12 protein-coding genes are annotated in these 21,588 nt (G+C 54.8%); 7 read left to right on the top strand and 5 right to left on the bottom strand.

The window, feature by feature from the left end; genetic code table 11:
• On the bottom strand, positions 1–1,590 hold the full coding sequence (locus A377_RS11750; RefSeq protein WP_019894761.1) for an FAD-binding domain-containing protein: 1,590 nt from the start codon (positions 1,588–1,590) through the stop codon (positions 1–3).
• A gap of 137 nt (positions 1,591–1,727) precedes the next feature.
• Between A377_RS11750 and A377_RS0103450 the strand changes: the two genes are divergently transcribed.
• The 3 genes from A377_RS0103450 (at position 1,728) to A377_RS0103440 (ending at position 3,827) form a co-directional block, all read left to right on the top strand.
• Positions 1,728–2,096: a hypothetical protein gene (locus tag A377_RS0103450; RefSeq protein WP_019894760.1), complete on the top strand. Its 369-nt coding sequence runs from the start codon at positions 1,728–1,730 to the stop codon at positions 2,094–2,096.
• A 138-nt stretch (positions 2,097–2,234) separates the two neighbouring features.
• Positions 2,235–3,341 carry a TRAP transporter substrate-binding protein gene (locus A377_RS0103445; protein WP_019894759.1) on the top strand — a complete coding sequence of 369 codons (1,107 nt, stop codon included), beginning with the start codon at positions 2,235–2,237 and terminating at the stop codon, positions 3,339–3,341.
• Between the two features lie 219 nt (positions 3,342–3,560).
• Complete coding sequence (locus A377_RS0103440) at positions 3,561–3,827, top strand: hypothetical protein (RefSeq protein ID WP_019894758.1); 267 nt, start codon at positions 3,561–3,563, stop codon at positions 3,825–3,827.
• A gap of 106 nt (positions 3,828–3,933) precedes the next feature.
• Here A377_RS0103440 and A377_RS12660 read toward each other — a convergent pair whose 3' ends face one another.
• The 4 genes from A377_RS12660 to A377_RS12645 all read right to left on the bottom strand — a co-directional run bounded on the left by A377_RS12660 (position 3,934) and on the right by A377_RS12645 (position 15,972).
• On the bottom strand, positions 3,934–7,647 hold the full coding sequence (locus A377_RS12660) for a response regulator (RefSeq protein ID WP_019894757.1): 3,714 nt from the start codon (positions 7,645–7,647) through the stop codon (positions 3,934–3,936).
• 50 nt (positions 7,648–7,697) lie between these two features.
• Positions 7,698–9,770, bottom strand: a complete 2,073-nt coding sequence (locus A377_RS12655) for a response regulator (protein ID WP_019894756.1) — start codon at positions 9,768–9,770, stop codon at positions 7,698–7,700.
• Positions 9,770–14,287: a PAS domain-containing protein gene (locus tag A377_RS12650; RefSeq protein ID WP_019894755.1), complete on the bottom strand. Its 4,518-nt coding sequence runs from the start codon at positions 14,285–14,287 to the stop codon at positions 9,770–9,772. Before A377_RS12650 ends, A377_RS12655 begins: the two co-directional genes overlap by 1 nt.
• 365 nt (positions 14,288–14,652) lie before the next feature.
• Positions 14,653–15,972: a hypothetical protein gene (locus tag A377_RS12645; protein WP_019894754.1), complete on the bottom strand. Its 1,320-nt coding sequence runs from the start codon at positions 15,970–15,972 to the stop codon at positions 14,653–14,655.
• A 374-nt stretch (positions 15,973–16,346) separates the two neighbouring features.
• Between A377_RS12645 and sppA the strand changes: the two genes are divergently transcribed.
• The 4 genes from sppA to A377_RS0103400 all read left to right on the top strand — a co-directional run bounded on the left by sppA (position 16,347) and on the right by A377_RS0103400 (position 21,538).
• A complete protein-coding gene (gene sppA, locus A377_RS0103415) occupies positions 16,347–17,309 on the top strand; it encodes a signal peptide peptidase SppA (RefSeq protein ID WP_157760724.1) in 963 nt (320 codons plus the stop codon).
• Positions 17,310–17,774: 465 nt separating this feature from the next.
• Positions 17,775–17,966 carry a hemin uptake protein HemP gene (gene hemP / locus A377_RS0103410; RefSeq protein ID WP_019894752.1) on the top strand — a complete coding sequence of 64 codons (192 nt, stop codon included), beginning with the start codon at positions 17,775–17,777 and terminating at the stop codon, positions 17,964–17,966.
• A gap of 88 nt (positions 17,967–18,054) precedes the next feature.
• On the top strand, positions 18,055–20,226 hold the full coding sequence (locus A377_RS0103405) for a TonB-dependent receptor family protein (protein ID WP_019894751.1): 2,172 nt from the start codon (positions 18,055–18,057) through the stop codon (positions 20,224–20,226).
• Between the two features lie 211 nt (positions 20,227–20,437).
• Entirely contained in the window at positions 20,438–21,538 is a 1,101-nt protein-coding gene (locus tag A377_RS0103400; RefSeq protein ID WP_019894750.1) for a Fic family protein, read from the top strand.
• The last annotated feature ends 50 nt before the right edge of the window (positions 21,539–21,588 follow it).

Raw genomic sequence — 21,588 nt, 5'->3', positions numbered from 1 at the left:
TTAAAACAAGGGCAATTGCGCTGAATCGCCCTGGGGTTTTTCATTGCTTTGGTCCGAGCTTTGAAGCGTTGTGTTTTTGCGACGCGCATTGGCACGGCGACGGCTGCCATGCGTTTGGTACACTTTTCTGGATTCGGCTTTGGCCTGATCGGTTTTCAGCCATTGCGAACGTAATTGTTTGGCCGCCCGGGCAGCTGGCGGATGCCAGACAATGGGTTCGGTCGGGTAATGCGATGCCAATGTCAGGGCTTCGCGCTGATGTGTGGCCAGTTCCCAGGGCGTATGACGCCAGTGAGTGGGCAAATGGGCCAGCTCCGGTAACCAATGTGCAATGAATCGACCGTCTGCATCCTGATCAATCGATTGTTTGACCGGGTTGTAAACGCGCATCGCATTGATGCCGGTCATGCCCGATTGCATCTGAACCTGCGGGTAATGAATGCCGGGTTCGTAATCGGTGAAACAGCGGGCCAGGTGTTTGGACGTGGTTTGCCAGGGCAGGTTCAGCTGATAACTGGCGAAGCTCATGACCAGTGCCCGCATCCGAAACGGCAGCCAGCCGGTTGTCGCCACACAGCGCATGCAGGCATCCACCAGCGGGTAACCGGTGCGCCCGGATAACCAGGCCTGGTAAAAAGTGTCGTTAAAGGGTTGTTCCAATGCGCGCATGACCGGGTGCAGGGCCCGGTGCGTCAAATCGGGTTCGGTCTCCAGCTTCTGCATAAAATGACTTTGCCAGTGCAGTCGCTGTATGAAGGCTTTCAGATCCCGCCGCGCGGGAGAATCGGCCAATGCCTGTCTGGCCGCCCGAATCACTTCGCGCATCGACAGGGTGCCAAACGCCAGATGCGCACTCAGGCGTGAACTGAACTGACCGTGATAACTCGGTTTGGACAGGGTGCGCAAATAACGGTGATGGCGGTGATGCAAAAACGTGTTCAATAATGCCAGGCCATTGTCCCGCCCGCCGGCTTGAATGTCTTGCCGTTTCGCCAAAGGGTCCGGTGGCAGGTAGTGGGTCAGTCGGTGCAGAGCAATACGCCCGGGCACAGTCAATGAATCCGGCCAGGCTGGAAGCCGGTCAGGCTCGGGCAGGCAGGCCTGGTCAAAAAAGTGTCGCGCTTCAGAGGCCCAACGGTCACGCCGGGTGTGGCGTCCGCGCTGAATCGGGAGCTGCCTGGGTTGATGCCACTCAATACGATGAGCGCGGCAAAAGCGCTCAACTGTGCGATCACGCGCATGGCTTTCGTCGTTGCCCGTTTCCTGGTGGCTGTACAGTGTGGGGGCATAACCCTGAGCCAGCAAGTGTGCCAAAACGTCTGTGACAGAGGCGGTGGAAACAACCAGCCGAGAACCCAGGGTCTGCAATCTCTGTGAAAGCGTCTGTACAGAGTCGGCCCAGAACCAACTGTGGCGACCCGATGTGTCGGGCTGCGTCCACAGGCGGAATTCGAAAAGACACAACGGCAGCAGCGGTTGTGACAGCGTTTTTGCCCGATACCAGGCCTGGTGCAATGCCGCGTGATCGCATGTCCGTAAATCCCGCTTGAACCAGACAAGGTGAATGGGCACAGAATGTGGATGTTGCATCGCTCTTTCCAAAGTTTCACTTGATTGCCGCAGTTGGCTCCGTACAATCAAATGCTAATAATGGTTTTTCAGTTGAAGAAAAGTTATTTATTGATTGTACAATAATTATACATTCTTAGCCGGTTGTCTTTGTTTTTATGTATTACAAACCTGATTGGGCCGAAGCTTTTCGTTCCACGCCGATTCCCCATCCGTTCAGTTTCCATTACCGGGATCGGGTGTGGAAAGGGGTGTTGCTGTGCCGGGAGGGCGTGGGCGTTTTGTGCCCGCCCGGCCGACCCGGCGAATTCGAATTCCAACGTCATCAGAAAGTGCGCGACTGCTTTATTCAGGTGGAGGGGCGAACCGTTTACATGCCGAAAATGGTGGTGCACAGCCGCCATGCAAAGTCCGACGCGTTTTTATACTGCTTTCGGATTGAAAGCATTCTGCCTCAAGAACAGAAGACTCTGAATGAGGTGTATGATCAGTTGAGCCGTGAGCAGCAGGTTGAGGCACGTCGCTGAACCCCACCGTTAAAATCCTTCCCTGAAAATCTGTCCTCAAACATTCGGATTGAGACTCCTTCGGACAAATGCCTCACTTCATGGCAAAATACACGCATTGATTTTCATCATTGTGATCCGAATAAATGAGGTATGAGTATGAGTTTGAACCGACGTGATTTTATCGGTGCCCTGGCCGGCGCCACAGCGGTGACGTCCCTGACCGCTTGCGGTGACAAGGAATCCGCTTCCCCTCAAACCCTGGCACCGATGGAAACCGTGGAATGGAAAATGGTGACCACCTGGCCCAAAAATTTTCCGGGGCTGGGCACGGGTGCCAATCGCGTGGCCGAGCTGATCAATACCATGAGTGGCGGGCGCATGAATGTGAAAGTGTATGGCGCGGGGGAAATGGTCAGTGCGTTTGAGGTGTTCGACGCGGTTTCACGCGGCAATGCCCAGCTGGGTCATGCCGGGGCCTATTACTGGAAAGGCAAAATACCGGCGGCCCCGTTTTTTTCCTCGGTGCCCTTCGGCCTGACGGCCTCGGAGATGAACAGCTGGTTGTACCACGGCGGTGGCCTGGAGCTGTGGGAAGAAGCCTATGCCCCGTTTAATCTGATTCCGAATCCGGCGGGCAATGCCGGTACTCAGATGGGCGGCTGGTTTAATAAAGAGATTGAGTCGCTGGCGGATTTGAAAGGGCTGAAAATGCGGATTCCGGGATTGGGCGGCGAAGTGTTTGAACGCGCGGGTGGCCTTCCGGTGTCCTTGCCCGGCGGCGAAATTTTCCCGTCGATGCAATCGGGCGCGCTGGATGCGACCGAATGGGTGGGTCCCTACAACGATCTGGCGTTTGGCATTTACAAAGCCGCCAAATACTACTACACCCCCGGCTGGCACGAACCCGGCACTTCCATGGAATGCATGATCAATGCCGAGGCGTTTTACGCCTTGCCCGAAGACTTGCAGAGCATTGTACGCAATGCGATGAAAGTGGTGACTTTGGAGATGATGAGCGAATACACCGCGCAAAACCAGCGCGCTCTACAGACATTGGTGGACGAACACGGTGTTGAACTGCGCCATTTCCCCGATTCGGTCCTGAAGGAGCTCAAAGTCCTTTCGGCCGAAGTGGTCGAAGAACTGGCGGCCAGCAACGAGTTGGCGGGCCGGGTCTGGGCGTCACAGAAAGCCTTTACCCAGCAGGTCACCCGCTGGACCAATGTGTCTGAATATGCCTATATGCGTGCCCGTAATTTATGACGCCGACAGGCTGTCATCAGCCACTTTGACATCCGAAAAGCGCCGTCCGGCGCTTTTTTTTTCGCCGGAGCCATTTACACAAAATAAACTGATACCCGTATAAAAAACCTTGCATGCTGTTTATATATCAGTAAACTCTAATATTGAAGATATTGATGCGGAGCAAGAATATTTAATGAGTTGCCGCATGTTAGCTGAAATAAAAGAAGGAGTGAACCGATGTTGGCACAGAAAAAGACGTTGATTGGGTTGATGATGGCATTTGGCATGAGTGCCGTTGCACCGATGGCTGCGGCGGATACTTGGGCGTTTGACGGTGATCCGGCGGTGATTGAAAAACTGGCTGCGGAAAAGCAGGCCAAAGACGAAGCCGCTCTGGAAACCTCAGAGGTTTATGACAACGAAGTCAATAGCTGGTCATGGGATGCGTCCGTGGACAAACCCCGTGTTTACGGGCGCACTTACGAGACCTATTCGTTTCTGTAAACAGGCATGATCTGCCCTGAAGGTTTGCGTCAGGGACAAAAAAAGCAAACGATTTTTGATTCTCCTCAGACCTTTGCCGGCGTTCCTTGGAACGACCGGCTTTTTTTTATTTCTCTCCGCCCTCAGTCACCACCACCCGGTTGCGCCCCTGTTCTTTGGCATGATACAGCGACTGGTCAGCGCCTTTGAGAAGACGCTTCGCCTGTTGCTCATCGGAAACGGTCCCGGACACGCCGCCGACACTGATGGTCACGTATTCGGATGTTTCCGAATACTCATGCTTCAATGTCAGGTCTTCCACGGCCGCGCGAAGTTCGTTGCCGATTTTTTCAACTCCTTCTATGGGCGTTTCCGGCAACAGGACCACAAATTCTTCGCCGCCATAGCGTGCCAGTAGATCGCCAGGTCGTTTGATCACACCCTGCAGAGCTTCGGCAACCTTCTGTAGGCACATGTCACCCTGGCCGTGACCATAGTGATCATTAAAGGGTTTGAAAAAGTCGATGTCCATCATCAGGATGCCCAGTGGTTCGTGACTGCGCGCCAGTCGTTTGGCTTCTCTGGTCAGGGTTTCGTCAAACTGGCGTCGGTTGGCAATATGCGTCAGTCCGTCCATGTGCGACATTTGCTCCAGCAGGTCGGTTTTGAGCTTGAGTGCCAGGTGATTGCGCACTCTGGAGCGAACAATCGGCAGGTGAAAAGGCTTGGAAATGTAGTCCACGGCCCCCATGTTCAGGCCTTTTTCTTCTTCGGCATTGTGGTCCAGAGCACTGACAAAAATGATGGGGATGGACTGGGTTTTCGGGTTGTTTTTCAGAATCCGGCAGACTTCGTAGCCGTCCATGTCCGGCATGAGAATGTCCAGAAGAATCAAGTCGGGTTGTGGTTGGGTTTCGGCGACACTCAGGGCTTTTCGGCCAGTATTGGCCACCTTGATGCGGTGGTCGTCTTTCAGACCGTTGGCCAGAATTTTGGCATTGGCGGCTTCGTCGTCCACGACCAGTACCGTTGGGCGAGTACGCGCCAGAACGGCATGGGTTTTTGCGTCCACTTCCATTTCTCCGGGTTGTTCCAGCATTTGTTCCGCTGCCTTGTCCAGAGCGGGTTGAGTGGACTTCTTTTCGGGCTCTGGCGCAGAAGCATCGGTTTCGGTCCAGTCCAGATAGTTCATGAGAACACGCTTGAGTTCGGCCTGATCAATGGGTTTGGCCAGATGCGCATCCATGCCTGCTGCCAGGGTTTTTTGCTTGTCTTCCACCATGGCGGCGGCCGTCAGAGCGACAATGGGCAGGTTGGGTTTGATTTTGCGGATGGCGCGAGTGGCCTGATAGCCATCCATGACCGGCATCTGTATGTCCATCAATACCATGTCGAAATCCCCTTTTCTGACGGCCTGAAGTCCCTCGGACCCATCTTCGGCGCAGGTTACCTGAAGGTTCAGGCCTTTCAGAATTTCGGTGATGACTTCACGGTTGATGGCATTGTCTTCCACCACCAGCACTGACTGGCCGGTAAAGGCAACGGTCGTGTGGTGGCTGCTCACGCCGAGCTTGTCCAGCCGGTGCATTGTGTTGATGGCGTTGTACAGGTGCGATGGACTGAAGGGCTTGTGTAAAAACGAAAACTGGTCCGAGGACTGCATGTTCAGTTCGCTTTCGTGGTGCGCACTGACCATCAGAAGCGCTGGCAGATCCTGTTCGTGCCCGGACTCCAGATACAGTGATTTGATGCGACGCAAGGCATCGAGCCCGTTGAGTCTGGGCATTTCCCAATCCATGAGTATGACCTTGTAAAACCGCTCTTCTTCCTGATGCTCGATGACCTTTTCCACCGCCTGAGCGCCGTCTTCGGCTTCGTCCACCTCAAACCGCCAGGATGACAGAATTTCTCCCAGAATGGCTCGAGTAGTGGGTTGGTCGTCTACTACCAGCGCACGACAGGGTTCGGGATCACAGTCAAACTGATGGGCCAGACGTTGTGATGGCCCTGCTGTCGGCAGGGTAAGTTCAAACTGAAAGACGGAGCCTTCGTTCGGTTCCGATGCCACCTGAATGGCGTCGCCCCCCATCAGATGCACCAGGCGCTGGCTGATGACCAGACCCAGTCCGGTTCCGCCATGTTTGCGGGTGATGGAGGTATCGGCCTGCATGAAGGCGTGGAACAGTCTTTGGCGTTGTGCATCGGTCATGCCAATGCCGGTGTCTCTGACGGCAAACGCCAGGGTGGCATGGGTGGATGTGACTTGGGTGGTGCGGATGCACAGCTCGATTTCCCCTTCCTCGGTGAACTTGATCGCATTGTTGATCAGGTTGGTCAGGATCTGGGTCAGGCGCAGGCTGTCGCCCACCAGAGAGGTGGGGACGTCCGGGTGAACGTGAAAGATCAGTTCAAGCCGTTTTTCCGATGCCAGATCGCCAAAGAGGACCGACATTTGTTCCAGAATGGCGTTCAGTTTGAAGGGTTCGGTTTCCAGCTCCAGACGACCGCTTTCGATTTTGGAATAGTCCAGCACGTCATTGATGATCCCCAGAAGCAATTTGCCGGAACCGTGGACCTGTTGAATCCGGTAAGCCGCTTTCGATGTCAGCGACCGGTCATCCAGTAGCAGTTCGGTCAGCCCAATGACGGCATTGAGAGGCGTGCGGATTTCATGACTCATGTTGGCCAGAAATTGCGACTTGGCCAGATTGGCGGCATCGGACGTCTGTTTGGCTTGCCTTAATTCGCTCATGGTGTGCTGTTGTTTGGCCTGGAGGCGATTGAACGCAGCGATCAGGCGTCCCAGTTCGTCATTTCGATCGTGTTCAAGTGGCTCGGGTGCGAGGGAGCCTTGCACCATCCGTTCAATCTGGCTGGACATGGTTTCCAGTGGGGCCAGTTCACGCCGGATGTACCAGATGCTGGTGGCAATCACCAGCGTGAACAGCAGCAGTGCCAGCAGCGACAGTTTCTGCAGAAGCGATTGCACCGGGGCAAAGGCCGCCTGTTTGGGCACGGTATGCACAACCAGCCAGTCCACCGATTCGAGGCCATTGCCACTGTAGATCACGTCGCCGCCAAAGTGACTTGCGGCGATGCCGGTGTATTGGCCTGATCGGGCCTCCGCCAGTACGGCACTGTCATCGAAGATTGACAAATCTTTGAGCACCAGTTCATGGCGGGTCGAAGCCACGATACGCTCACCGGTCATGTCCAGAACATAAAAGTGGTGGTTGTCCTGCAGCAGGGATTGAGAGAGGCTGGTCAAAAAATTGTCTTCGCGAAGTTTGGTGACGCCAAACACATAGCCGAGAATGGTCTGGTCTTCTGCCCGGATGGGCACATAGATGTGAAACACCGGTTCCCTGACCGCTCGCCCGTTAAAGGCGTTGGTGATATAAGGACCATTGGCCGCCTGAATCCGTTGAAAGTGGGGGCGGTCACTGATGTTGAGTCCCACGCGCCCATCGACCGTGGGCGAATCAAGCAGAATGTTGCCACGGGCGTCGGCAATCACCAGGCCGCCATTGAAGAACTGGTGCAGTTTGATCCGGGAGTCCAGTGCCTGTTGCATGGCCGGCAAGGGTTTGAGTGCTTTCCCGTCGGTCAGTTGTCTGGCCAGAGGTGCCAGGGTGTTTCGACGGTCAAGCATTTCCGCGTCAATGCGGTGTGCCAGTTGCAGATTCAGTGTGTTTTGCTGCTGGATCAATTGCGCCTTGGAATCCTGGTACACCAGGTACCCCATGGCCAGACCGACCAACAGGGTCAGTCCGACAAAGACCAGTTGGGAATAGAGCATCAGTCGATGCGCCAGATTCAGTCCGGTCCGGGGGCGCGACATGGGTGTCTCGTCCCTGGTTGATTTGGCAGGATTAGGCGTGCTGTGGTCGGTCAAAATTGTCCGTCCTTTTGCAAAGAGGTGTTCAGATAATCAGAAAGGGTCTGTCGGAGTTGTCGGGCATCGATGGGCTTGGCCAGATGGTCGTTCATGCCCGCATTCAGAGCTTTTTGTCTGTCTTCGATCATGGCTGCGGCGGTCAGGGCGATGATCGGTGTGTCCCGGTCAAACAAACGAATGCTGCGAGTCGCCTGATAGCCGTCCATGATTGGCATCTGAATGTCCATTAACACGACGTCGTAGTGATTTTCTTGCATACATTGTACCGCTTTCTGGCCGTTGTCGGCCACTTCAACCGTCAGCCCGATCTGAGCCAGTTGCGCCACAGCCACGGTCTGGTTGATGGCATTGTCTTCGACCAGCAGCACGCGTCCCTGCAGTGTTTTCGGTGGCTGAGGCGCAGATGACTCAAAAGCATTGGCGGTGTTTTCCGGGGCCTTGACAATATGCAGGGGGATGCGAAAACCGACGTCCGTGCCCTGGTCGGGTGTCGAGTTCAATGTCAAGCCCGGACCTCCCATTGCCTGAATCAGGCGCTGGCTGATGACCAGTCCCAGTCCCGTTCCGCCGTATTCACGGGTGATGGACGTGTCTGCCTGATGAAACGGACGCATCAGATTGGTCTGTTGTGCCGGTGTCATGCCAATGCCTGTGTCGGAAACCCTGAAAACCAACCAGGCCTGGTGATTTTGAGTGGTTTCTGTGATGCTCATTGTTACCTGACCGTCCGGGGTGAATTTGATGGCATTGCTGAGAAGATTCGACAACACCTGGCGAAGCCGCAGGCTGTCGGCCAGCAGCCAGGTGCTGGCCGACAGCCTTATGTCCAATTTGAGTGTCAGGGCTTTTTTGCGGGCCATCGGTCCAAACAGTCCGGTCAGGGATTTGATCAGGTGTTTCAACTGAAACGGCTGTGGGTCAAGCGTCATCTTGCCCGCTTCGATTTTGGAAAAATCCAGAATGTCATTGATCAACGCCAGCAACAATTCAGCGGAATGGTGCAGCTGGGTCAAATGCGAGTCACGCCGGTTGTCGTTGCGTTCGCTTCGGGCGAGGTCACTCAGGCCCAGAATGCCGTTGAGAGGGGTGCGGATTTCGTGACTCATGTTGGCCAGAAATTCCGATTTGGCCCGGTTGGCCGCCTGGGCCTGTCTGGCCGACTTTTCCAGCGCCAGTGCATGTTGGCGGCGCTGCTGCCACAGACGACCGATATAGGCGGCGAGAGCCACCAGAAAACTTCCCAGTCCCCAGAATATGACCCGGGTCTGCCAGTCACTGGGAGCGTGTTTCAGCCAGCCTTTTTCAGGCAGGGCAGCCAGTTGCCAGGAGCCATGCGGCAGGGTCACGCTCTGCAAAACCGGTTGTGACGTAAATACGTCTTCTTCACCAAAGAAGACTTCGCCTTTCGCTCCTGTCGCATCCTGACCGCGAATGGCCAGTTTCAGGCCCGTTTTTCGGGTCAGGCCTGCGCTCTGGTAAAGGGCCTGTGTGGGCATGACACTGGACACCAGTCCCCAGAATCGTTCCCCATCGGAGTCCTGAATAAAAACCGGATAACGCGCAATGAAACCGACCCCACCCTGCAACAGATTGACGGGCCCGGCCAGAACCAGCGTGCGTGCCTGTTGGGCTTTCAGGGCACCTTGCTTTTGCGCTGGAATGTCGAGGTAGCTTTTGCCCACTATGGCTTCATTGCCCTCATAGGGGTACATGAAGCGCACGGTCAGGTCCGGGGCGGCGGCGATGTTCTGAATCAGCGGGTAGTCTTCGATCAGTTCGGCGGCAAAGTTCCGGTACTGCTGTTGTGACAGTTGCGGGTGCAACTTGATAAAGGCAATCAGGCCCTCAATCCGGCTGGCACTGCTGATGATTGTGCTTTCAAGCTGCATACGCAACTGACCCAGCGTATGCGACACGTTCTGGCGTTGTTCCAGTTGCGCCTTCTGATGCGCCACCTGGCTGTAATAGTGCGCCAGCCCCCAGACCACAAGAGCGGTGATCATAGCCGGTAGAGCATACACCCAGTTGGTTTTCAGTTGCCTCAGACGGGCCGCAGACGCAGGCATCAGTCGAGTGTGTCCAGAATCGTTTGCAGTTGCCGGGCGGCCTGATCGAATTCAAAGTCCTCGAGTGCCTGGGCCAGGGCCGTCCAGCTGCTCTGGTGTCTGGCATCCAGTTGTTGGCCGATCTGATCCAGCTCCTCGTCTTCAATGAATTCGCTTTGACGGATGCGCTCAAGCAGTGCCTGCAACTGATTTCGATCGGCTGTGCCGGATGGATCGGTTTTGGGTGACGGTGTGCGCGCCCTCGACGCATCCGATTGTATCTGGGTCAGTGCGGCCTGGGTCTGCGTGAACGCCTGTTCATAATCTTCGACCTGCTGGGAGCTGGGGCACTGATGCTGCTTTAATAACAGATCGATTTTCCGGCTCTGCTCAAACAGGGCCATGATGGCCAGATTGCCCGCAACGCCCTTGAGTGCGTGGTTTTGTTGCTGCAGTTCCTGCCAAGTGGTGTCGCTGATCTGTGTCGGGTCATCGGTGGCCGCCAGAGCCTTCAATTGCTCAGGTAACTGTGCGTATTCGTGTTCCAGCTGTTGGTCAAACTGCACCAGCAGCTTTTGATACAGGGCCTTGTTGCCGCCCAGTTGTGCCAGACCGGCGGAATGGTCAATCAGGGGGGTGGATGAGGTCGGTTGCTCCTTGCGTTCCCTGGATTCGTCGAGCATGGTGTCTTTCTCCTGGCTGGGTAAGTCAAGATAACGGCTCATCAGCGTGTGCAAGTCTTTGGCATGAATGGGCTTGCTTAAATGGTCGTTCATCCCCGCTTGCAGTGCTTTTTCCTTGTCTTCGATCATCGCCGCCGCGGTCAGCGCGACAATCGGCACCCGGGAATCAAACGCGCGAATCGCCCGTGTGGCCTGATAGCCATCCATCACCGGCATCTGGATGTCCATCAGAATCAGATCAAAGGCGTGGGTGCGTGCTTTGTTGACGGCCACCTGCCCGTTTTCGGCCATGGTGGCAGTGAGTCCAGACTGTTCCAGCATGTTGGCGGCCACTTCCTGATTGATGGCATTGTCTTCCACCAGCAGAATGTGTCCGTTCAGCTTCGAGCCCGATACGCGGTCTGGTTCGGCAGGAGCCGCTTTTTCCGGAAACTGACCGGTGTGACACAGAGGGATCGGCAGATCAAAATAAAAATCGGAACCCTGGTTCAGGCGGCTGTCTATGTGAATGCGTTCGCCTCCCAGCAGTTGCACCAGATGCTGGCTGATCACCAGACCCAGACCGGTGCCGCCATGTTTGCGCGTGATGCTGGCGTCGGCCTGGCTGAAGGCCTGAAACAGCTTTTGCTGATGTGCCTCGCTCAAGCCAATGCCTGTGTCTGAAATCTGGAAACGAAAGCGGGGCACGGAAGCGTCAGAGTCGGTTTGACTCACATGCACCGTGACTTGCCCTTGCTCGGTGAATTTGATGGCATTGCCAATCAGGTTGGTCATGACCTGTCGCAGACGCAGCTCGTCGGTGACAACGCAGGTCTGATCCAGTGCATCGTGTTCAAACACCAGATCAAGCCCCTTTTCGTGTGCGTTGTTGGCAAACAGGCTGTAGAGGTTATCAATCAAAGTGCTGATATAAAAGGGCTGAGGGTCCAGAGACAGTTTGCCGGCCTCGATCTTGGAGAAGTCGAGGATGTCGTTAATGATGCCCAGCAACATGCGGCCCGATTGGTGTACTTTTTTGATGTGGCTGTGCATGGTGTCAGGGTCTTTTTCGGACAGGGCGATTTCACTCAGGCCAATGATGCCGTTCATGGGCGTGCGGATCTCGTGACTCATGTTGGCCAGAAATTCGGATTTGGCCTGATTGGCCGCTTCAGCCTCTTGTTGGGCTTGTTTGATTTCAGTCAAGTCTTCGTAAACCGCTACGACCTCTCCTGAACTCAGGCGAAACACATTGTTTTCGCGCCACCCTTGGATGCGGTGATCTTTGTAGGATTTGATCGGCAGGGTTTCCGGTTGACCTGTACGCGTCACCCGTTGCAGCACCGACAACAATCCAAATTCTTTTACACCCGGGAAGACATCAGTGATTTTGCGTCCAAGGACGCGATCCTTGGAGACGTTTTCAATGGTTTCACCAGCGGGGTTGAAGTCAATGAACACAAAATCCTTGCCATTCTCAACCGGCTCAAAAATGGCGACGCCGCTGCGGGTGTTCTTGAAAAGGCCATCAAAGCGCGTTTCTTTTTGTTCCAGTGATTTCATTAAGTGTTTGTGTTTGCTGATGTCCAGAGAAGTGCCCTGGTAAGCGTACAACTGACCTTCTGAATCAAACACCGGAACGCCACTGACACGTTGCCAGACTTCGTGTCCTTTTGTATGGAGAGAGCGATGCTCCAGGTTGTGAAAAGGTTCTTTTTGAGCGACGATGTCGGCAAAAAACGCACTGACTCTCTGGCGTTCGTCGTCTGGCATGAGGTCAAAAGGCGTGTGCTGAAGTTGGTCCGGCGTCAACCCGAGAATGGTTTCCGCTTGATCCGAGGCAAAGAGAAAATGGCCTTCAAGATCGACCTCCCAAACGTATGCTCCGGCGGCATCGATCACATCCTGCAGGCGTTTTTCAGATGCCAGCCGCTTGTCCTGTTCGGCTTTCCGGTCGGTGATGTCGGTGATGACACCATCCAGATAAGCCGCATTTCCATGAGCATCGTGCCCCTGGCCGGACCCGATTTCATTGACCCAGATGACATGGCCATCGCGATGGCGCACCCGATAGCTGACTTCGTATTTGCAGTGGTGAGCGACACCTTCGGCCACGGCGGCTTCCACTTCGGGCATGTCTGCTGGCTCGATGACATCGGCCCAGGTCATCTGCCCCGACAGGAAGACGTCGGGCTCATAGCCGCAGAGCTTTGCTGCGTTCTGGCTGATGTGGTGCATGTGCCAGGGCGGGTTCACTTCGCATCGATAGATCAGAACCGGCAGGTTTTCCAGAAGGGTCCGGTATTTTGATTCGCTTTCCTTCAGGGCCTGTTCCACCGATTTCGAATTGGTGATGTCGGAGGCAAAACCGTGCCAGAGTATTGATCCGTCTTCCAGGCGGGTCGGGCTGGACTGGCCGCTGAGCCAGCGGGTCAGGCCGCTGGGCAACTGCACCCGAAACTCCTGTGACCAGGGGGTCAGATTGTTTGCAGATTCGTTCACCGCGTTCATTAACGCGTCATGGTCATCCGGGTGGATGCGCTCAAATAAAATCCGTGCGTCGTCGCTGACATCTTCGGGCAACAGGTCAAACAAATCCACAATGGCCGGGCTGGCAAACGTAAACGCCAGGTGCCCATCCGCTGAGCGGACCAACTCATAAATCATGCCTGGAATGTTTTTGGCCAACTCTTCCAGTCTGTGTTGGGCATGGCGGGCTTCGGTCTGATCCACCAGGTAACCGAGAATTTCTTCCACCTCGCCCTGATCATTGTAGAGAGGGCGAGTGTAATCATAGAACCAGCGGTAATTTCCCTGAGCGTTGATCACACGGTAATTCTGTTCCCAGAATTCCCGCTTTTCGACCAGATAGTGGGCCACTTCGTTTCCGATTCGGTCCCGGTCTTCGGGGTGAACCAGATCAATGAATGTCTGATGGTCTTCGATCAGTGTGTCGGGCGAATAACCCAGTACTTGTTGCACGTTGGGAGAGGCGAAGGCCACCGGCCAGCCGGGTTCCGGACGCCACTTGAACACAATGACGGGGCCGCCCGCAAACAGGTCGCGTTCGGTTTTCAGGCGCTCGGTTTCCTGCGCCAGTCGTTCACTCCATTCCAGATACACCATCGATACCAGGTCTTTCTGGTGAAGAAGGCCCACAGGCTGACCGTGATTGGGGTCGATGATCACCAATCGTTTGATCTGACAGTCTCTGGCTTTGCTCAGCGCATGGCCTATGGCCAGGTCACTGTTGAATGTTTTGAGAGGGGCTGACATGACCGACCCGGCCCGGGTGCTCAGGTCGCCATTGCGGTCAAAGAAGCGAATGGCATCGCTTTGGGTGATTAATCCCACAGCCTGTTGCCCTTCATACACAATTGCGGCGCTTTGGTTGGCCCGGTTCAGTGTCTGGAACACGTCCGACATCAATTGGTCAATGTCGGCTTTCACATATTGGGTCGTTTTCAGAACGTCTGCCAGCGTTTTGCTTTTGGCCAGATTTGCCGGGTCGAGGCATGTGGCCAGATCGCTGTAGCTGACAATGCCGCTCAGATGCCCTGATGCGTCGGTGACACAGACATGATCATTGGGGTGGCGACGGATGACTTCCAGAGCCTCCAGCACATTGGCCTGTGACGACAGAGTCGGCACCGGGTTCAAACCGATGTCGGACAAAGGCCGGTCGAAAGAGGTGCCTTCAAGTCGCAAGGCGATCAGTTCACGGCTGGTCAGAATGCGCAAATCGTTCTGATGAGTGACGATGACATCCCTGAGGTTGTGTGACACCATCAGATGAATGGCGCTGCGAACCGATTCGCTGGCGTCAATGGTGACCACGTTTGGGGTGGCAATGTCTGCTAGTATGGGAAAGTGCATCAAAAAGTCTTATTATTTTTTAATGGGTGGGCTTGATCCGGATGGTTCATGCCTTGCATTGACCTAACTTGCCCTTGATTCCACAAAACCTGTTTTTCAGGCAGGCTTTCTCAGTCGGTGGCAATCACTGACACGATACTTGTTCGCAAACGGCTTTGTGAAAACAGGTTTCCAAGTGAACTCAGTACAAAAGCATGAAACAGACGAGTCGGTTACAGCCGAATGTTTCAGATTCAATTCTACGCCTTGCGTTTGTCATTTTTCAATCGTTTGCGTCTCTTTTTCGGCGTTTTGGTTGCTTTCTCATCTTTAATCATCAGGCAGGCGAGCGCTTCAGCCCCGAATGGCTTAGGTCCGACAGGCTGCTAGGTTTGGTAGCGTTGCTCCACCCTTTCCAGCAGGGCTTTGCGTTGGGCGACGATCTGTTCGATCTGTGCCTGCAATCGCTCAAAGAAATCGCGGGTTTCACTGACTTTGTCGCTGGCTTTGTCACCGGGTTGAGCAACGCCATTGGCGGTGCCACGCTCCGGGGCGGGGCCCCATAATGCGGCGAATCGTGTTTCCCATTCACGCTGGCGCTCATTGAAGGCGTCCGCCATTTCCTGTAACCGATCTCTGGCCGGAGGGTGCGAAGCTTGACCGTCTGTCTGGCGTTCGGCCAAATCAATCGCTTCGGCGGTTTTGACTTCGCCACTTTCCATCAGCACCAGTCCGCCTGCGTGGGTTTGGCCCAAGGTTTCGCCTTCTTCACTGAAATGGGTGCGCGCCTGAGCGACCTGTTGCAGGTAAATCGCGCCCACCCCTTTGTCGGACAGGCTGACCAGCGCCCCGTCTTGCTCTCCCTGTTGCGGCATCCAGAGTTTGAGCTGGTCAAAAATCGGGTCCTGTTCATCGATCCAGCCATTGCCGTCGGCATCGTATTGGGCCAGGTCGGTAAAGCCGTTTCCGCTTTGCGGGCCGAACAGTTCCTGTCCGTCATTGATCTGCCCGTCGTCATTGAGGTCGAGGGCCAGATAGCCACTGCCCCGGCCCAGGCTGGCCAGTGACTGGTTTTGCCCATCGCTGTTGAGGTCAAACTCAAACACCTGATCGGTCAGGTGGGTGCGCTCGCTGCCGAAGTTGATCACCAGCGGGTCCTGAAACGTGGCCAGGGACAGTTGGGTTTGGCTGATCGCATGCAGTTGGGTTTGGGTCTGATGCTGCATGAACAGATCAAAGCGGATCCGACGTCCGTCTTCCAGCGTGATGTTTCCCTGTGCGGCCATTTGTGAGGACTGTTCGCTTTGCATTTGCATCTGGTGGGTCAGTTCAAACCCGACTTCGCCGCTCAGTTCCAGCCCCTTGCCGGAGGCATCGGCCTGATTGGCCACCGGAAAGGCCCGAATGGCCGCGGCCTGTGCATGATGCCCCGACAGATGCAAGCGGGTCAGCGCCTCCAGACTCTGGTGGTGGCTGTGCTGCTGTTCTCGACCGTCGGCATGGGTGATCTGGCTTTGGCTGCGAAAGCGTTCCTGATGTTGTTGCAGGTAATCAAACCGGCTGTGGGTTTCGGTGATCAGTCGGCGCGGCGCGTCCGGTGGGGCGTCATTGGCGGTGATTTGGGCGCGTTGGCGGGTCTGGCTTTCAATCAGTTGTTGCGAATGATGACTCTGTGCAAGCTGAATGTTGGATGCGTGTATGATCATAATAAGTGACTCCTGTGAGGAACCTTTGTCTGACACATGAGGTCAGATTGAAGGTTCCGAATTAAACAATTTCCCTTGTTTAATGCGTCACGGGTCCGGCTTGAATGCCGGCGTGACGGGAGTACACATTGCGTTTCTGGTCTGGCAACGGTGTGCGCCTCTTGTTTTGTGCTGTTTTTATTTTTAAACGGGCGCTATTGGGGTTAACGGCGGCAAGAGAAAAAGCCTTAGACGTATGGCGCAGCAAGACAGAGAAAGGGATAATGACGGGACGCAGTTAATTGACTCGCAACGAGGAGACACGCATGGTTTCAAGGTTGAATGGGGGCGGGCCGTCAAGGCAAGCAAGGCAAAATTTACCAGGCCTGGTAAAAATGACAACGTTGTTGATGGTGTCGCTGATGTTCAGCGGCTGTGTCAGCATTCATCTGGGACCGGGCGCAGGGGATCCTTTGCAGGAGCAGACGCTGGAAACGCAAGACGGGGCGGAAAAAAAGGTCCTGCTGATTTCGATTGAAGGCATGATCGCCAACGAGCCCGAAAGCGGTTTGCTGAGCCAGCGTCCGGGGATGATCGACCGGGTCACCATGCAGTTACGCAAGGCCGCGGAAGACCCGGAAATCGTGGCGGTGGTGCTGCGCATTGATTCGCCGGGCGGGGGCGTGACCGCCAGTGACATTCTGTACCGGGAATTGCAGCGTTTCCGTCAGAACACAGGCAAAAAGCTGGTGGTGCAGATGATGGATGTGGCCGCTTCGGGCGGGTATTACATTGCCCTAGCCGCGGAGGAAATCTACGCCCACCCGACGACCTTGACCGGCTCAGTGGGGGTGATCAGTCTGACCGCGGATGTGACTGGGCTGACCCGGAAGCTCGGGGTGGAAGTGCACACCTACAAAAGCGGTGAGAAAAAGGACGTGGGATCGCCGTTTCGGCCGCATCAGCCGGAAGATGCGGTGTATTGGCAGAGCTTGATCGACCGGATGGCGGCGCGGTTTCACGCGCTGGTGCAGGAGCGCCGTCAGTTGAATGACCAGGCCATGCAGTCGATCAAAACCGCCCGAATCTATCTGGGCGAGCAGGCGGTGGGCGCCGGTCTGGTGGATGCTGTGGCTTATTTGCCGGAGACGTTGGAACGGGCCTGTCGCCTCGGAGGCGCGAAAGCCTGTGAGACAGTGGCCTATCGGTTTGACCTCAATCCCAATGCCAACCGCTACAGTCCCGGCATGCAATCGCCTTATGCGCCGTCCCTGTCGTTGTTGCCAGGCGCTGAGTTGAGTGAGCGTTGGCTCAAGCCCGGTCAGTATTATCTCTATTGGCCGGAAAACGCACCATAGTGAAATTAATAATGGTAATGGTTGCCATTTGTATTCAAGTAAAATAGAATGAACCACAGATCACGGTCTGACCGACCTTCATCGATCCTCTGCGTCTGTCCAGGGTTCGATGGCAGTCGGTTCCGTCGTTTTCTTCAGGAACGTGGGTTCCGATATCCTCCTAAGTAAACATTTGACCGACAGGCCTCAGGCTTGTCGGTTTTTTTTTTTGCTTTCTTTGGCGTGCCAGCCTTGTTTTGATCCCCGACCCGAATATGTCACCAATTTACACCGACCTAGCATGCCTCTGATGCCACAAGGCATGTGGCTCGACTTACCCCTTTGGGTGTTGAGTTCTTCGTTTTTTCAGTCAGCCGTCATCACCGATATGGCATTCCATTATCTCAATGATAACCATTGTTATTACTATTGACATCACCGTTTGTATTCACTATATTGTGCCGTTCAAGATTGAGGGAGGCGATTATGGAAGCTTATGGTGAGGGTGCAGGTCGTCGGGAAAACGAGTCATTGTCCGATCGAGTGGATGCGCAGGCACCGAAGCAGGTGGATTCGCGGGCCCTGTTGGGTGAGGCGGACAAAGTGATTATCCAGCATGGCGACCAGCAGTATCTACTAAGACGCACCAAGGAAAACAAACTGATTTTAACCAAGTAAACAATCAACCCAGCAACCAGCCAGCCAGGCCAACCCCAGCCAGCCACGTTGCGAAACTGACAAACCATGTAAAAAAGGAAGCGATAAGATGAAAACGCATTGTCATTTTCGTAAAAAAACTCTGGCCACTCTGATCGGGCTGGCGGTATCAATGAGCGCTCAAGCAGAAGTCGAGCGTTTGAACCAAATCTCGATCATTGGCTCACAGGCCGATGTGGCGGCCAAAGCCGGGTCGGTCCAATACCTGGACAACGAACGACTGGAACAGAATGAATACACCGATATTCACCGGATTCTGCGTGAAGTGCCGGGCGTCAATGTTCAGGAAGAGGAAGGCTTTGGCCTGCGGCCCAATATCGGCATTCGCGGCAGTGGGGTCAGTCGAAGCAGCAACATCACCCTGATGGAAGACGGGGTCTTGATCGCGCCTGCGCCTTATGCGTCTCCTGCGGCGTATTACTTTCCTTCCGCACCGCGCATCCACGCGGTGGAAGTGACCAAGGGGCCGGGTATGGTGCAATATGGGCCGCGCACGCTGGCCGGGGCCGTCAATCTGATCACGCGTCCGATTCCGTTTAGCGAGGCCGGTGGCATCGATGTCAGCGGCGGGCAGTTTGGGAATTACAAACTGCACGGGCATTATGGGGCTTCGACCGAAACCTTCGGTGCGCTGATCGAAGGTCTGCGCTACGGTTCCGACGGGTTCAAGGACCAAGATGGCGGTGGCGACACCGGTTTCGACAAGAACGATTTCATGGCCAAGTTCCGCATCAATTCGGGGCCGGACGCCGAGCGCTATCAGGAATTGAACATCAAGCTGGGTTATGCCGATGAAACCTCGCACATGTCGTACCTGGGGCTGACCGAATCCGATTTTGACCGTGACCCTTATCGACGCTATGCGGCGGCGCAGGAAGATGTGATGAACAATGACCACAAGTCGGTCAGTGTGAACCACTACATTGAATTGAATGATGCGCTGGAACTGGATACCACCGTGTATCACCATCAGTTTCACCGTAACTGGTACAAGACCGACAAAGTGGATGGGACGAGCATCGGTGACATTCTGTCCGATCCGTCAGGCAATGCCACGGCACTGGCTGTGACCAAAGGGGATCAGGCGGGCACAGTGGATGTGAAAGCCAATAACCGTGACTACACTTCGGAAGGCGTTCAATCCGCTCTGGGCATGCGTTTCAATACCGGCGAAGCCCAGCACAAAATGACCGTCGGCGCGCGTTATCATCAGGATGAAATGGACCGCTTCCAGTGGGTGGACGAATACAACATGAGCGCCGATGGTGATATGACACTGAACAGCCGTGGCGAGCCAGGCAGTGATTCCAACCGGGTTGAAAGCGCCAAAGCCTTTTCCGCGTTTGTCCACGATCAAGTGGCCTATGGCCAATGGGGTTTCCAGGGCGGTTTGCGCTTTGAAACCATTGATACCGAACGGGTCGAATACGCGGGAACCGGGCGTGACAGCAAAGACGCGGTCAAGAAAAACAGCATTACCGCCTGGGTGCCGGGTGCGGGCGTGACCTATCAGTTGAACGACCGGTGGCAATTGCTGGGTGGGGTGCATAAAGGTTTTGCGCCCGCCAGTCCGGGCAACAATGAGGCCGACAAGGAAGACAGCGTGAACTACGAACTGGGTGCGCGTTATCAGGCGGCCAATCTGGGTGCCGAAGTGATCGGTTTCTATAACGATTTCGACAATTTGCTGGGTGAGTGTACCGCCGCAACGGGCAGTGGTTGCGACATCGGGGATCAGCACAATGCCGGTAAAGTGGCCGTGCAAGGGCTGGAAGCCAGTCTCAACTATGTGTTGGAACAGGCCGGGACACGCTATCCGTTGATGGCCACCTATACCTATACCGACGCGGAATTCGGTTCATCTTTCAGTGACGGCTTCTGGGGCGATGTGGAAAAAGGCGACAAAATGTCGTATCTGGCCCCGCATCAACTGTATCTGAGCGCTGGCATGGTCAAAACCGATTGGCAGGCGTTTCTGTCCGCCAAATACATGGATCAAATGCGCACGCAAGCGGGCAGCGGATCGATCCCGAGCGACCAGAAAATCGACAGCCATACCGTGTTTGATCTGACTGGGCAATACAATGTGAGCAAAGACGGCGCGGCTTACCTGAAAGTCGATAACCTGCTCGACAAAGAATACATGACCGCCCGTCGTCCGGCCGGTGTTCGTGGTGGCATGCCCCGTACCATCACCGTGGGTTACAAAATGGACTTCTAAGTCCCCGACTTTTTCATGTAACGTTCCGGTTTGCCGCGTCTGCGGCAGACCCTTTGACCGGTGGCAAACCCAGTTTGTCACCGGTTTTTTTGTATGAAGTTGCAGCGTTTAAAGGCCGCAAATCAAATGATACGATTATGCGTTATTTTCATATCATAAAATGATACGATAATTACTTTGAATCGACGCATGGAGGCAAGGGGAAGAGATTATGTGGATTTGGGAATCCGAACACTGGCCAGCATTTCGCTATCAAACCGAGCGCCTCCTGCCTGTTTTGGAAAAGGTCGTTCGGGCCGTGTCACCTTTGGCGACCCTGGCCAGTCAGCTGGACGAACCCAAGCGCCTGACCCTCGAATCACAAATTCTGCTTGAAGAAGCGCTTTCCACGGCCAAAATCGAAGGCGAGTTGCTGGATCGGGAATCCGTCCGCTCCAGTATTGCCAACCGTTTGGGCATCGGTCAGAGCACGCGACTGTCTAAATCTTCCCAGGCGTTTATTGATGTATTGCTTGAGTCGATCCGAAGCTGCCAGAAACCACTCACTGAAAAAGGCTTGTTTAAATGGCACCGAATGCTCTTCACCGAAAAGCCCGCGCTTTACGACCTTGTCATCGGCGATTATCGGGATGACAGGATGCAGGTGGTTTCCGGACGATTCGGTAAAGAAACGGTGCACTTCCAGGCCCCCTGTGAAAGCAGGGCGTGTGTACAAAAACAGATGGCGGCGTTTCTGGATGACCTTAATCGCCTGGATGGATCTGGGCACGTCTCGCTGTATATCAAGGCGGCCATTGCCAAATTCTGGTTTGTCACCATTCACCCTTTTGACGACGGTAACGGACGGTTTTCACGGATTATCGCTGAACGCCTGCTGGCGCAAGCGGAAAACACCACACTGCGGCTCTACTCGCTTTCATCCGAAATTGACAAAAATAAAGACGCTTATTACAAGCTGCTGGAAAAAACACAAAAAGGCGATTTGGATATTACCGACTGGATTGTGTGGTTTCTTGAGCAGGTCGCAAATGCGGCTCAAAAGAGCCATCGAAAGCTGTATAAAATTCAGCAAGCGACCCGTTTCTGGGACCGGCATCGGGAAACGCCGCTTAACGGACGTCAACGAAAATTACTGGTTCGGTTGTTGGAAACCGAGGATTTCGCTGATGGTATTTCTCGAAAAAAATACAAAGGCCTCGCCCATACCACCGATATCACGGCGACCAGGGACTTAAAAGATTTAACCGAAAAACGAATTTTGGAGGCCTCTGGCAGTGGCCGTGCGACCAAATACCACTTAAGACTGCAATGATGCCCGTTATCGTCATGCCTGGTGCATTGGCTTTGTCGGCCTGAAACAAA

It is taken from the genome of Hydrogenovibrio halophilus DSM 15072 (assembly GCF_000384235.1).
GTDB classification, from domain to species: Bacteria; Pseudomonadota; Gammaproteobacteria; order Thiomicrospirales; family Thiomicrospiraceae; genus Hydrogenovibrio; species Hydrogenovibrio halophilus.
The sequence above is the reverse complement of the archived record's forward strand: the minus strand, read 5'-3'. Positions and strand labels throughout refer to the sequence as shown.

Excerpts from the sequence above, each read along its gene's own strand:
- A377_RS11750 (WP_019894761.1), bottom strand. The coding sequence starts at position 1,590 with ATGCAACATCCACATTCTGTGCCCATTCACCTTGTCTGGTTCAAGCGG.
- A377_RS0103450 (WP_019894760.1), top strand. The coding sequence starts at position 1,728 with ATGTATTACAAACCTGATTGGGCCGAAGCTTTTCGTTCCACGCCGATT.
- A377_RS0103445 (WP_019894759.1), top strand. The coding sequence starts at position 2,235 with ATGAGTTTGAACCGACGTGATTTTATCGGTGCCCTGGCCGGCGCCACA.
- A377_RS0103440 (WP_019894758.1), top strand. The coding sequence starts at position 3,561 with ATGTTGGCACAGAAAAAGACGTTGATTGGGTTGATGATGGCATTTGGC.
- A377_RS12660 (WP_019894757.1), bottom strand. The coding sequence starts at position 7,647 with ATGTCGCGCCCCCGGACCGGACTGAATCTGGCGCATCGACTGATGCTC.
- A377_RS12655 (WP_019894756.1), bottom strand. The coding sequence starts at position 9,770 with ATGCCTGCGTCTGCGGCCCGTCTGAGGCAACTGAAAACCAACTGGGTG.
- A377_RS12650 (WP_019894755.1), bottom strand. The coding sequence starts at position 14,287 with ATGCACTTTCCCATACTAGCAGACATTGCCACCCCAAACGTGGTCACC.
- A377_RS12645 (WP_019894754.1), bottom strand. The coding sequence starts at position 15,972 with ATGATCATACACGCATCCAACATTCAGCTTGCACAGAGTCATCATTCG.
- sppA (WP_157760724.1), top strand. The coding sequence starts at position 16,347 with ATGACAACGTTGTTGATGGTGTCGCTGATGTTCAGCGGCTGTGTCAGC.
- hemP (WP_019894752.1), top strand. The coding sequence starts at position 17,775 with ATGGAAGCTTATGGTGAGGGTGCAGGTCGTCGGGAAAACGAGTCATTG.
- A377_RS0103405 (WP_019894751.1), top strand. The coding sequence starts at position 18,055 with ATGAAAACGCATTGTCATTTTCGTAAAAAAACTCTGGCCACTCTGATC.
- A377_RS0103400 (WP_019894750.1), top strand. The coding sequence starts at position 20,438 with ATGTGGATTTGGGAATCCGAACACTGGCCAGCATTTCGCTATCAAACC.